Source organism: Haemophilus parainfluenzae ATCC 33392, from assembly GCF_031191205.1.
Taxonomy (GTDB): Bacteria; Pseudomonadota; Gammaproteobacteria; order Enterobacterales; family Pasteurellaceae; genus Haemophilus_D; species Haemophilus_D parainfluenzae.
This window is the reverse complement of record NZ_CP133470.1, coordinates 1,242,760-1,255,216: the sequence shown is the minus strand read 5'-3', so window position 1 is coordinate 1,255,216 and position 12,457 is coordinate 1,242,760. Positions and strand designations below refer to the sequence as shown.

General features: G+C 41.0%; 13 protein-coding genes. 10 read left to right on the top strand and 3 right to left on the bottom strand.

Annotated elements, in window-relative coordinates:
- Positions 1-8: 8 nt before the first annotated feature.
- Complete coding sequence (gene rplU / locus RDV53_RS06200; RefSeq protein WP_005695431.1) at positions 9-320, bottom strand: 50S ribosomal protein L21; 312 nt, start codon at positions 318-320, stop codon at positions 9-11.
- Between the two features lie 229 nt (positions 321-549).
- Here rplU and ispB point away from each other — a divergent pair, with 229 nt between their 5' ends.
- Genes ispB through RDV53_RS06180 form a run of 4 tightly spaced genes read left to right on the top strand, consistent with a single transcriptional unit; the run spans position 550 to position 3,111 of the window.
- Positions 550-1,539 (top strand): octaprenyl diphosphate synthase, encoded by a 990-nt coding sequence (ispB, locus tag RDV53_RS06195; protein ID WP_032822881.1) that lies wholly within the window; start codon positions 550-552, stop codon positions 1,537-1,539.
- Entirely contained in the window at positions 1,540-2,007 is a 468-nt protein-coding gene (locus RDV53_RS06190; RefSeq protein WP_005695429.1) for a hypothetical protein, read from the top strand.
- A gap of 19 nt (positions 2,008-2,026) precedes the next feature.
- Positions 2,027-2,389 carry a hypothetical protein gene (locus RDV53_RS06185; RefSeq protein ID WP_005695428.1) on the top strand — a complete coding sequence of 121 codons (363 nt, stop codon included), beginning with the start codon at positions 2,027-2,029 and terminating at the stop codon, positions 2,387-2,389.
- Positions 2,386-3,111, top strand: a complete 726-nt coding sequence (locus RDV53_RS06180; protein ID WP_005695426.1) for an epoxyqueuosine reductase QueH — start codon at positions 2,386-2,388, stop codon at positions 3,109-3,111. Before RDV53_RS06185 ends, RDV53_RS06180 begins: the two co-directional genes overlap by 4 nt.
- A gap of 50 nt (positions 3,112-3,161) precedes the next feature.
- Here RDV53_RS06180 and RDV53_RS06175 read toward each other — a convergent pair whose 3' ends face one another.
- Positions 3,162-3,467, bottom strand: a complete 306-nt coding sequence (locus RDV53_RS06175; RefSeq protein ID WP_005695425.1) for a cell division protein ZapA — start codon at positions 3,465-3,467, stop codon at positions 3,162-3,164.
- Between the two features lie 160 nt (positions 3,468-3,627).
- On the opposite strand from RDV53_RS06175, the gene polA reads away from it, so the two are divergent.
- From polA to RDV53_RS06150, 5 genes are all read left to right on the top strand, one after another.
- Positions 3,628-6,426, top strand: a complete 2,799-nt coding sequence (polA, locus tag RDV53_RS06170) for a DNA polymerase I (RefSeq protein WP_005695424.1) — start codon at positions 3,628-3,630, stop codon at positions 6,424-6,426.
- Positions 6,427-6,437: 11 nt separating this feature from the next.
- Complete coding sequence (locus tag RDV53_RS06165) at positions 6,438-6,752, top strand: cupin domain-containing protein (RefSeq protein WP_005695423.1); 315 nt, start codon at positions 6,438-6,440, stop codon at positions 6,750-6,752.
- 18 nt (positions 6,753-6,770) lie between these two features.
- Entirely contained in the window at positions 6,771-8,075 is a 1,305-nt protein-coding gene (locus RDV53_RS06160) for an L-cysteine desulfidase family protein (protein ID WP_005695422.1), read from the top strand.
- A gap of 164 nt (positions 8,076-8,239) precedes the next feature.
- Positions 8,240-9,283 carry a YeeE/YedE family protein gene (locus RDV53_RS06155; protein ID WP_005695421.1) on the top strand — a complete coding sequence of 348 codons (1,044 nt, stop codon included), beginning with the start codon at positions 8,240-8,242 and terminating at the stop codon, positions 9,281-9,283.
- Between the two features lie 9 nt (positions 9,284-9,292).
- Positions 9,293-9,514, top strand: a complete 222-nt coding sequence (locus RDV53_RS06150; RefSeq protein ID WP_005631077.1) for a sulfurtransferase TusA family protein — start codon at positions 9,293-9,295, stop codon at positions 9,512-9,514.
- Between the two features lie 67 nt (positions 9,515-9,581).
- On the opposite strand, the gene nanQ is transcribed toward RDV53_RS06150, so the two are convergent.
- Positions 9,582-10,049, bottom strand: a complete 468-nt coding sequence (gene nanQ, locus RDV53_RS06145; protein WP_005695420.1) for an N-acetylneuraminate anomerase — start codon at positions 10,047-10,049, stop codon at positions 9,582-9,584.
- A 243-nt stretch (positions 10,050-10,292) separates the two neighbouring features.
- Here nanQ and pnp point away from each other — a divergent pair, with 243 nt between their 5' ends.
- Positions 10,293-12,431, top strand: a complete 2,139-nt coding sequence (gene pnp, locus RDV53_RS06140; protein WP_005695417.1) for a polyribonucleotide nucleotidyltransferase — start codon at positions 10,293-10,295, stop codon at positions 12,429-12,431.
- The last annotated feature ends 26 nt before the right edge of the window (positions 12,432-12,457 follow it).

Below are 12,457 nucleotides of genomic sequence, written 5' to 3'. Positions count from 1 at the left end.
CTCTGAAATTATGCTTGAATCCCAGTGATTTTCACTTCTGTGAACCACTGACGATGACCTTGTTGTTTACGGCTGTGTTTACGACGACGGAACTTAACGATTTTAACTTTATCGCCACGACCTTGTGCCACAACTTCAGCCACTACTTTCGCGCCAGCTACTACTGGTGCACCAATTTTAACATCTTCACCATTAACGACCATCAACACTGAGTCGAACTCAACTGTTGCGCCAGTTGCAAGTTCAAGTTTTTCTAAACGAACGACTTGACCTTCGCTCACACGGTGTTGTTTACCGCCACTTTGGAAAACTGCGTACATAAATACTCCGCTATAATTGTGCTTCTCCGTTACTATTTTCGGTCCGCACTTCAAAATTCATATAAATAGGTCGCAAATTCTACGGAAAAAACAACTCGATCGCAAGCACTTATTTGCAATAAAATAAAAAAAAGCGCTTTTCCTCGAGTTTAATTTCAGAAACCCTGAAAAATCGGGTAAAATTCACCGCACTTTTCTTTTATATACACAACCATCGAACCAAATGAAGATGAACAAACAAGATTTAATGGATATGCATGCAATCCAAGCATTAACAGATGCGGATATGCAGAAAGTTAACCAAGCCATTTTAGCACAAATTAACTCCGATGTGCCGATGGTTAATCAGCTTGGCTTTTATATTGTGCAAGGTGGCGGAAAACGTATTCGACCACTTATTGCGGTTTTAGCGGCGCGTGCATTAGGCTACGAAAGCGATAAAGTGGCGACTTGTGCGACCTTTGTAGAATTTATTCACACCGCTTCTTTATTACATGATGATGTGGTGGATGAATCGGATATGCGTCGAGGTCGAGCAACGGCAAACTCTGCCTTTGGTAATGCCGCTAGCGTATTAGTGGGTGACTTCATTTATACTCGTGCATTCCAATTAGTGGCGCAGTTACAATCGCTAGATATTCTTCGTATTATGGCAGATGCCACCAACGTGTTGGCTGAAGGTGAAGTTCAACAATTAATGAACGTGAATGATCCGGATACCACTGAAGAAAGCTATATGCGTGTGATTTATAGTAAAACGGCACGCTTATTTGAAGTGGCAGCACAATCTGTGGCAATTGTTGCAGGTGCTGAAAAATCAATTGAAACCGCATTTCAAGAATATGGTCGCTATCTCGGTACCGCATTCCAATTAGTAGATGACGTGCTAGATTACAGCGCTAACGCTGCGGCATTAGGAAAAAATGTGGGTGATGACCTCGCTGAAGGTAAACCTACTCTTCCTTTATTACACGCAATGCGTCACGGTAATCCACAACAAGCTGCGCTTATTCGTGAAGCCATTGAACAAGGCGGAAAACGTGATGCGATCGATGAAGTGCTTGCGATTATGGCTGAACATAAATCCCTCGATTATGCAATGGATCGTGCGAAACAAGAAGCACAAAAGGCCATTGATGCGATTCAGATTTTGCCAGAAAGTGAATATAAACAAGCGTTAATTTCTCTAGCTTATTTATCTGTTTCTAGGAGCTATTAGATGGAGCTTAAATGGATTACAGATAATTTATTTCCTAATTTTGTTCAAAATCTATCAATAATTGCAACTATACTTGGAACAGTTATAACATGCTGTGTGTGGTTTAAAACGAATAAGCTATATAAACTGTATAATGAAAAAAGTTCTAACTTTTACATCACAGATCAGATTTCTCAAGCGTATGATGACTACACTAAGGAGATTACTGCCAAGGGTGATTTTGAAGAACAAAAGCTAGCCGTATGGAAGCTAATAAAAAAGATTAATGGAATTGTTATTACTTATGAACATCCAAAAACATCAATTGGCAAACATGTCGGTACATTTAAATCTGAAACAAAGATGTTTATTAATCTTTCAAAGGATAATTTAACATATGAGGATGCTTGGAGTTATTACAATCATTTGGCAACTCTATCTCAAGCGTTAAAAAATATACAAGCGTTAAACGCGAGAAAAGCCGAATGATTACTAAAGAGATGTTTATATGACTGCAAATGAAATTTCTATTATTAATGAGTTACTAAAAAAGTCAGTAGAAGATATTGTTACATGGAAGATGACATCTCCTCCAACAATTTTATACGCAACTACTGAACTCACTATAGTCTCATGTTATATAGCTTATGGTATAAATAACAGTTCAGGGAAATTATATCTATTTAAATATAGAGTGCCTGAGTACTTAGGAGAATATGATAAGTTTTTCAACTTAGAAAAAGTTGGATTAGCACTTATTAATAATGATCAAATAACTTGGCAAAGTATAAATGATTCAATTCCTGCTCATAACTTATATGAATATGTCAGTAATAAATATTCTGGGATAGAAAATATCTTTAACATATGATAGAACAACAATCTCAAAGTGCGGTCGTTTTTCAACATAAATCGCGCAAACAAAAAGTGCGCAAGGATCCCAATGCGCCTTTTATTCGTGAAAAACTTGAATTACCTGAAGGACATAATAAGTTGCTTCTCCACTCTTGCTGTGCACCTTGCTCAGGTGAAGTGATGGAAGCCATTTTGGCCTCAGGTATTGAGTTTACGATTTATTTTTACAATCCGAATATTCATCCATTGAAGGAATATTTAATTCGTAAAGAAGAAAACATCCGTTTTGCCAAAAAATTTGGGATTCCGTTTATTGATGCAGACTACGATCGCCAACAATGGTTTGATCGCGCAAAAGGCATGGAATGGGAACCTGAACGTGGCATTCGCTGTACCATGTGTTTTGATATGCGTTTTGAAAAAGCCGCTGAATATGCTCATGAGCATGGTTTCCCTGTATTCACCAGCTGTCTTGGTATTTCCCGCTGGAAAGACATGGATCAAATTAATGGTTGTGGTCACCGTGCGGCTGAAAAATATGATGATGTGATTTATTGGGATTACAACTGGCGTAAAGCAGGTGGATCGCAACGCATGATCGAAATCAGTAAGCGTGAACGTTTTTATCAACAGGAATATTGTGGCTGTGTTTATTCTTTACGAGACAGCAATAAATGGCGTGAAGAAACAGGGCGACAAAAAATTGAAATTGGTAAACTCTATTACACGCCAGATTAAAAAACACATAAAAAAAAGAACCGCACTTTCAACATGCGGTTCTTTTTTATTTAATCTACGATGGTTCGCCCACCTAATGCATTCTCTAAAGAATGATCTAACTGTTGAATTCGCGTACATAACACGTTTTCAATCTGGGCATTTTTATTTTTTTCTTGGGTTAATTCAAAACTTAAATTCAAGGCAACAATAGAAAGCACACGGTCTAATTGTAATAAACCTGTACGCTCTTTCATTTCAGACACTTGAAGATCTAAATTACGCGCCGCTTGACGCAAAATCTCTTCTTGTTCAGCAGGGACATTCAAGCGCAACACTTGCCCTAATACAACAACTTCAACCAGTTTTAATGACATATTATTCCCTTATGTTGAATGCTCAAGTACTCCTATTATGCCACAGCCAAATGCCTTCGTCATAATTTTTACGTTTAATTGACCGCACTTTATCCGTTCGCCCCATTTCGTAATTTACGCTATAATGCGACACTTTTCATTATTTTTGAACGGAAGATTTATGCCAACTATCGCTCCTAATCCATTAGTCCTAGTGGACGGTTCATCTTATTTATATCGTGCTTTTCATGCTTTTCCGCCGCTCACCAATTCTGCTGGCGAACCGACTGGTGCCATGTACGGTGTATTAAATATGCTCAAAAGCCTGATTTCGCAAGTACAACCGAGCCATATTGCGGTGGTCTTTGATGCAAAGGGCAAAACTTTCCGTGATGAAATGTTTGAACAATATAAATCCCATCGTCCACCGATGCCAGACGACCTACGCAAACAAATTCAGCCGTTACACGATATTATCCGTGCCCTTGGCATTCCTCTGTTAGTCATCGAAGGCGTGGAGGCTGACGATGTCATCGGTACCTTGGCGGTAGAGGCTTCTAAAGCCAATCAAAAAGTGTTGATCAGTACCGGAGATAAGGATATGGCACAACTGGTGGATGACAACATTATGTTGATCAACACCATGAATAATACCTTATTGGATCGCGAGGCCGTGATTGAAAAATACGGTATTCCGCCAGAGCTCATCATCGATTACTTAGCGCTAATGGGTGATAGTGCCGATAATATTCCAGGCGTAGCGGGTGTCGGTGAAAAAACGGCACTTGGTCTCTTGCAGGGTATCGGCAGTATGGCAGAAATTTATGCCAACTTAGACAAAGTGGCCGAATTGCCAATTCGTGGAGCAAAAAAATTAGGGGACAAATTATTGGCGGAAAAAGAAATGGCCGATTTATCCTATCGCCTTGCCACTATTAAAACCGATGTCGCTCTCGATATCACTCCGGAACAACTTACCCTTGGTGCAAGCAATAACGATCAACTCACTGAATATTTCGGCCGCTATGAATTCAAACGTTGGCTCAATGAAGTGATGAATGGCGCTGATTCCATCACCAATAACAATGAACAACCGACTAAAATTAATCATTATCAAGCCACACCAGCGCTTGCTCAAAATAATGACGATGAAGCATTACCAGCAATTCAAATTGATCGTAGCCGTTATGAAACCTTGCTCACCGAAGCGGATTTAAATCGTTGGGTGGAAAAACTCAAGCAAGCCAAACTTTTTGCTCTAGATACTGAAACCAATAATTTAGATTATATGGCTGCCAACCTAGTAGGGATTTCCTTTGCGTTAGAAAACGGTGAAGCAGCTTACTTACCGCTACAATTAGATTATTTAGGTGCGCCGAAAACCCTTGAAAAAACAACCGCACTTGCTCTGTTAAAACCGGTTTTAGAAAATCCTGCTATTCAAAAAGTCGGGCAAAACTTCAAATACGACCTCACCATCTTTGCCCGTAATGGCATTGATGTGCAAGGTGTGGCTTTCGATACTATGCTCGAATCCTACGTGCTTAATAGCACGGGGCGTCATAATATGGACGATCTGGCGAAACGTTATTTAGGGCATCAAACAATCACTTTTGAAGAGATTGCAGGCAAAGGTAAAAATCAGCTGACTTTTAACCAAATTCCGTTGGAAAAAGCCGCCGAGTACGCGGCGGAAGATGCTGATGTGACAATGAAGCTGCAACAAGTGCTATGGGAAAAACTCTCTAAAGAACCCACTCTGGAAAAACTCTTTAAAGAAATGGAATTGCCGTTGTTAGGTGTACTTTCCCGTATGGAACGTCGTGGTGTTTTAATTGATAGCGATGCGCTATTCCTGCAATCCAACGAAATCGCTAACCGTTTAAGTGAATTAGAAGAACAGGCCTATGTCTTGGCGGGGCAGCCATTTAATTTGGCCTCAACCAAACAATTACAGGAAATTTTATTTGATAAATTAGGTTTGCCGGTCATTCAAAAAACACCAAAAGGGGCGCCATCTACTAACGAGGAAGTATTGGAGGAACTGGCATTTAGTCACGAATTACCGAAAGTGTTGGTAGAACATCGAGGTCTCAGCAAACTAAAATCCACCTACACTGATAAATTGCCGCAAATGGTAAATCCACAAACGGGTCGAGTTCATACTTCCTACCATCAAGCGGTAACAGCAACCGGTCGTCTTTCATCAAGTGATCCGAATCTGCAAAACATTCCAATTCGTAATGAAGAAGGCCGTCGTATTCGTCAGGCATTTATTGCGCGCGAAGGCTTTACTGTTGTGGCAGCCGACTATTCGCAAATCGAGCTACGCATTATGGCGCACCTATCACAGGATCAGGGCTTAATTAATGCCTTTACCCAAGGCAAAGATATTCACCGCTCTACTGCGGCAGAAATCTTTGGGGTGGCACTGGATGAAGTAACCTCCGAGCAACGCCGCAATGCTAAGGCAATTAACTTCGGTTTAATTTATGGTATGTCTGCCTTTGGCTTATCGCGCCAACTCGGTATTGGCCGCGCCGATGCCCAGAGCTATATGGATTTATATTTCAAACGCTATCCGGGCGTACAAACTTTTATGCACGATATTCGCGAAAAAGCCAAAGCCCAAGGCTATGTGGAAACCCTATTCGGCCGTCGTTTATATCTGCCGGATATCAACTCCTCTAACGGTATGCGCCGTAAAGCTGCCGAGCGTGTAGCAATCAATGCGCCAATGCAAGGCACCGCCGCAGATATTATTAAACGAGCCATGATTCAATTGGATCAAAAACTACAAAACGATCCCGATATTGCGATGATTATGCAGGTGCACGATGAATTGGTGTTTGAAGTGCGGTCAGAAAAAGTCGAGTTTTATAGCAAACTCATCAAAACACACATGGAAAGCGCAGCTGATTTAGTGGTGCCATTGATTGTAGATGTGGGGCAAGGCACTAACTGGGATGAGGCGCACTAAGGAATTTAGTCATGAATAAAGTTATTCAAAGTCAGCACTTTACGGCAGAACGTGCTTGGGGAGCACTGGATATTACCAATATGAATGGCATTTCCGTGCGTCTTCACTGGACAGATAAACCTTACAAATGGCATATCAATGACGGTGAAGAAGTCTTTGCTGTCATGGATGGTACTGTGGAAATGCGCTACAAAGAAGACGGCCAAGAGAAAACCGTATTGCTCCATACAGGTGATATTTTTTATGCGGGTATCGGTACCGAACATGTTGCTCATCCACAAGGTGAAGCGCGCATATTAGTCATAGAGAAAGAAGACAGCATTTAACATATTAAAAAGAATTTTATGAATCAAGAAAGACTCAATGAAATCGAAAAACCATTACTTCATCTTGTGGAACGTGATGTGGTTCCCGCACTTGGCTGTACTGAGCCTATCTCTTTAGCGCTTGCCGCAGCAACGGCGGCTAAATATTTAGGCAAAACACCGGAGCGTATTGAAGCCAAAGTGTCACCAAACTTAATGAAAAATGGCTTAGGTGTTGCAGTTCCTGGAACCGGCATGGTGGGCTTACCTATTGCCGCGGCGATTGGTGCTTTAGGCGGTGATCCTGAGAGTGAGTTGGAAGTATTAAAACACATCACGCCAGAGCAAGTTTCCCAAGCCAAGGCAATGCTTGATAAAAAACTCGTTAATATCGATATTCATCAAACTGAGCATATTTTATATTCGGAAGCCGTGTTGTTCGCCGATAACGACCGAGTGAAAGTAGCCATTCAAGATCAACATACCAACATCATTTTGATTGAAAAAAATGGTGAAATTATTTTTAAGAAAGAACATGATGAATGTGCTGATTGCGATCCTTATGATATTTTTAAACAGGTGAACTCACGTGAAATCTTTGAATTTTCTTGTGAAGTCGAACTCGATAAAATCCGCTTTATCGGACAAGCTGCCGCGCTCAACCGCGCGCTGTCTAACGAAGGATTGCGCGAAAATTATGGTTTACATATTGGCAGAACGTTACGCAAACAAGTTGGTAGTGGCTTAATGTCAGATGATTTACTCAGTAAAATCATGATTGAAACCACCGCAGCCTCCGATGCGCGTATGGGGGGAGCCACATTACCAGCGATGAGTAATTCAGGTTCAGGTAACCAAGGTATTGCCGCCACTATGCCCGTGGTTGTGGTCGCCGATTATTTAAACGTGAGTGAAGAAAAACGTCTCCGTGCCCTCTTCTTATCACACTTAATGGCCATTTATATCCACAGTAAATTACCCAAACTGTCAGCCCTTTGTGCGGTAACAACCGCATCGATGGGAAGCTGTGCGGGTATCGCCTATTTACTTACGGGTAAATTCGAAACCGTGAGCATGGGAATTTGCAGCATGATCGGTGATATTAGTGGAATTATTTGTGATGGCGCATCGAATAGCTGTGCAATGAAAGTCTCCACCAGCGTGGCTTCTGGCTATAAATCAGTTCTCATGGCCATGGATGAAACCCATGTGACGGGCAATGAAGGTATCGTTGAACATGATCTCGATCGTACTATCGACAACCTATGCTCAATTGCTTCTAAGAGTATGCACCATATCGATCGCCAAGTGATTGAAATAATGGTGAGTAAACCCTGTCCTTAATAGCGTGGTAACTTACGATAAAGTGCGGTCAGAAAATCACTCAAATTTCTGACCGCACTTTTTTATATCAAAAAAACATATTTTCTAGCCAAAAGTTATTGGCGTTACCTTCTTATTTTTTTAGAAAATACTGCCCTACTTAGTTCTAAAAGAAAGGAATATTTATGCTTTTAACCGGATTACTTTGCGGAATTTTACTCGGATTTGTGATGCAGCGTGGGCGCTTTTGTATTACCGGCGCATTTCGCGATATGTATGTCACCAAAAATAACAAAATGTTTGTTGCCCTTCTATTGGCGATTACCGTGCAATCCATTGGTTTTTTCCTCTTAAAAGAAATTGGTGTATTAAATGTTGATCCGGCTGAAAATTTTGCCTTTTTAGCAGTGATTATCGGTGCATTTGTATTTGGTATCGGCATTGTTCTTGCTGGCGGTTGTGCGACAGGTACATGGTACCGCGCTGCAGAAGGCTTAGTCGGCAGTTGGGTTGCTTTATTCACTTATATGTTATTAAGTGCCATCATGCGTACTGGTCCATTAGGGGAATTCAATAAAACTTTACGTAGTATCAATATTGAGCAACGCAACATTTACGATACATTCGGCATTTCACCTTGGTGGTTAGTCGCATTATTAACTTTAGTGACGGCTTTCTATGTATACAAACACCTCAGCAAACCAAGCGTAAAAGTCGCAGCATTAAAACCAAAGAAAACAGGACTTGCTCACTTATTATTTGAAAAACGCTGGCACCCATTTTTCTCTGCCGTATTAATCGGATTAATCGCACTTGCAGCTTGGCCACTCAGTGTTGCTACTGGTCGTGAGTTTGGACTTGGGATCACTGGTCCATCCGCTAATATTATGCAATTCCTCGTTACTGGCGACGGTAAATTTATTAACTGGGGCGTATTCTTAGTTTTAGGGATTTTTATTGGATCATTCATCGGCGCGAAAGCAAGCAATGAATTTCGTGTCCGCGTACCGGATGCCACCACGATTCTACGCAGCGGACTCGGCGGTATTCTTATGGGTATTGGCGCAACCCTTGCGGGTGGCTGTTCTATCGGTAATGGCTTAGTCGAAACCGCCTTTTTCTCTTGGCAAGGTTGGGTATCATTGCCCTTGATGATTCTCGGCACTTGGGTGGCCGCCTACTTCACCATTATTCGTCCACAACGTTTAAAATTATCAAAAGCATCATAAGGAGCTTATATGATCGTTAAATTACCAACACTCGGCCTTGTTTGCCCATTTCCTCTTGTTGAAGCCAAGGAAGCCATGGCTAAGTTAAATAAAGGCGATGGCCTAGAAATTGAATTCGACTGCACACAAGCCACTGAAGCCATTCCTGCTTGGGCTGCAGAAGAAGGCTATGAAGTCACAAACTTCGAGCAAATTGATGATGCCAAATGGTCAATTACCGTAATTAAATAATAAAAAAGTGCGGTCAGAAAAATATATAAATTTCTGACCGCACTTTTGCTTTAATAAATCGAAATAATTAAATCAATTCTACTGGTACTTTCACCACCAGTTTTTTCACAAAACTTGATTTGCCGTTTACCGTGCAACCTGGTTTATGTGGCTCATAAGGGAAAAAGACAGCGAACATTTTTGGTAAAAGTGTCACGGTGCTTTTATTTTCAATTTGCGGGGTAAGTTGGTAATCATCGGCATCACGATATTCATCGTATAAGCTGAGATTTGGATAAGTCGCGCTTACTTCAACATTTTCTTCACCACGAATAAGTAATTGAATATCTAGATATTTGTGGTGAAGTTCAGCTTGTTTGCTATCCGCTTCAACCGTATCAAATTCCATGACATTCATATAAACTTGCTCACTTAAATCATGACGGCCATTTTCTAATGCTTCAAGATCTAAGGTATTGAGATGATCGCAAATGCCCGCAATAACTTTTGGTAAACCCACTTTGAAATTTGGGTTATTTAATGCACTGATAATCATAGTGTCTCCTTACGTATGTATTTGTATGAGAATATGATAACAAGTTGCTTATATTAAATAAAGTTACCAATAAATTTAAAACTCTGTATAATAAGCAAGCTTTATTTTCTGCATTAGCGTGCGGCTATCAAAAGAAATTTTTAAACGCCAAAAGTGCGGTCATTTTTTTCGAAAGATTTCTTTTGCTAGTCGCAATCTGGAAAATAAAGCTTTGTTTTAAATATTATTTTGAAGGAAAACATTGTGAATCCAATTGTTAAACAATTTAAATACGGTCAACATACCGTTACTCTAGAAACCGGCGCAATTGCACGTCAAGCAACTGCTGCGGTTATGGCAAGCATGGACGATACCACGGTATTCGTGACTGTTGTGGCTAAAAAAGATGTGAAAGAAGGTCAAGACTTCTTCCCATTAACCGTAAACTACCAAGAGCGTACTTATGCGGCGGGTAAAATCCCTGGTGGCTTCTTCAAACGTGAAGGTCGTCCATCTGAAGGCGAAACCTTAATTGCTCGTTTAATCGACCGTCCAATTCGTCCATTATTCCCAGAAGGTTTCTTCAACGAAATCCAAGTTGTAGCAACTGTAGTTTCTGTCAACCCACAAATCAGCCCTGACTTAGTGGCAATGATCGGTGCTTCTGCAGCATTAACCTTATCTGGCGTGCCTTTCAATGGCCCTATCGGTGCTGCGCGCGTTGGTTTCATCGACAACCAATTCGTATTAAACCCAACTATGGCTGAACAAAAACAAAGCCGTTTAGACTTAGTAGTTGCAGGTACTGACAAAGCCGTATTAATGGTTGAATCAGAAGCAGACATTTTAACTGAAGAACAAATGTTAGCAGCGGTCGTATTTGGTCATCAACAACAACAAGTTGTAATCGAAGCGATCAAAGAATTTGCAAAAGAAGCAGGTAAACCACGTTGGGATTGGGTTGCGCCACAACCAAACACAGATTTAATCAACAAAGTAAAAGCGATTGCAGAAGCACGTTTAGGCGATGCATACCGCATTACTGAAAAACAAGCACGTTACGAACAAATCGATGCGATTAAAGCGGATGTGATTGCACAAATCACAGCTGAAGATGAAGAAATCAGCGAAGGTAAAATCGTGGATATTTTCACCGCACTTGAAAGCCAAATCGTTCGTGGCCGTATCATTGCAGGTGAACCACGTATTGATGGTCGTACCGTTGATACCGTTCGTGCATTAGATATTTGCACTGGTGTATTACCACGTACTCACGGTTCTGCAATTTTCACCCGTGGTGAAACACAAGCATTAGCCGTTGCAACGTTAGGTACTGAACGTGATGCTCAAATCATTGATGAATTAACAGGTGAACGTCAAGATCACTTCTTATTCCACTACAACTTCCCTCCATACTCTGTAGGTGAAACCGGTATGATCGGCTCACCAAAACGTCGTGAAATCGGTCATGGTCGTTTAGCAAAACGTGGTGTCGCTGCAGTTATGCCAAGCCTTGCAGAATTCCCGTATGTAGTGCGTGTTGTGTCTGAAATCACTGAATCTAACGGTTCTTCTTCTATGGCATCTGTATGTGGTGCGTCTTTAGCATTAATGGATGCGGGCGTTCCAATCAAAGCTGCTGTTGCAGGTATCGCAATGGGCTTAGTGAAAGAAGAAGAGAAATTTGTGGTTCTTTCAGATATTTTAGGTGATGAAGACCACTTAGGTGATATGGACTTTAAAGTAGCAGGTACACGTGAAGGTGTCACAGCACTTCAAATGGATATCAAAATTGAAGGTATCACCCCTGAAATTATGCAAATTGCATTAAACCAAGCAAAAGGTGCACGTATGCACATTCTTGGCGTAATGGAACAAGCAATCCCTGCACCACGTGCAGATATTTCTGACTACGCACCGCGTATTCACACCATGAAAATTGATCCAAAGAAAATCAAAGATGTTATCGGTAAAGGTGGTGCAACTATCCGTGCATTAACTGAAGAAACCGGTACTTCTATTGATATCGATGATGATGGTACAGTGAAAATTGCTGCAGTAGATAGCAGTGCAGCTAAAAATGTGATGGTACGTATTGAAGAAATTGTTGCTGAAGTTGAAGCGGGTGCAATTTACAAAGGTAAAGTGACTCGTCTTGCTGATTTCGGTGCATTCGTGGCTATCGTAGGAAATAAAGAAGGTTTAGTTCATATTTCTCAAATCGCAGAAGAACGCGTAGAGAAAGTGAGTGATTATCTTCAAGTTGGTCAAGAAGTGACGGTTAAAGTGGTTGAAATCGATCGCCAAGGTCGTATCCGCTTAACCATGAAAGATCTTGCACCAAAACAAGAAACTGAAGCAGAATCTGCACCTGCAGAAGACATTTCAGAAGAACAAGAATAATCTCACAGGGTGTGTGAATTCAATTT

Bases quoted from the DNA above. Each gene is read 5' to 3' on its own strand.
- rplU (WP_005695431.1), bottom strand. From the start codon at position 320: ATGTACGCAGTTTTCCAAAGTGGCGGTAAACAACACCGTGTGAGCGAA.
- ispB (WP_032822881.1), top strand. From the start codon at position 550: ATGAACAAACAAGATTTAATGGATATGCATGCAATCCAAGCATTAACA.
- RDV53_RS06190 (WP_005695429.1), top strand. From the start codon at position 1,540: ATGGAGCTTAAATGGATTACAGATAATTTATTTCCTAATTTTGTTCAA.
- RDV53_RS06185 (WP_005695428.1), top strand. From the start codon at position 2,027: ATGACTGCAAATGAAATTTCTATTATTAATGAGTTACTAAAAAAGTCA.
- RDV53_RS06180 (WP_005695426.1), top strand. From the start codon at position 2,386: ATGATAGAACAACAATCTCAAAGTGCGGTCGTTTTTCAACATAAATCG.
- RDV53_RS06175 (WP_005695425.1), bottom strand. From the start codon at position 3,467: ATGTCATTAAAACTGGTTGAAGTTGTTGTATTAGGGCAAGTGTTGCGC.
- polA (WP_005695424.1), top strand. From the start codon at position 3,628: ATGCCAACTATCGCTCCTAATCCATTAGTCCTAGTGGACGGTTCATCT.
- RDV53_RS06165 (WP_005695423.1), top strand. From the start codon at position 6,438: ATGAATAAAGTTATTCAAAGTCAGCACTTTACGGCAGAACGTGCTTGG.
- RDV53_RS06160 (WP_005695422.1), top strand. From the start codon at position 6,771: ATGAATCAAGAAAGACTCAATGAAATCGAAAAACCATTACTTCATCTT.
- RDV53_RS06155 (WP_005695421.1), top strand. From the start codon at position 8,240: ATGCTTTTAACCGGATTACTTTGCGGAATTTTACTCGGATTTGTGATG.
- RDV53_RS06150 (WP_005631077.1), top strand. From the start codon at position 9,293: ATGATCGTTAAATTACCAACACTCGGCCTTGTTTGCCCATTTCCTCTT.
- nanQ (WP_005695420.1), bottom strand. From the start codon at position 10,049: ATGATTATCAGTGCATTAAATAACCCAAATTTCAAAGTGGGTTTACCA.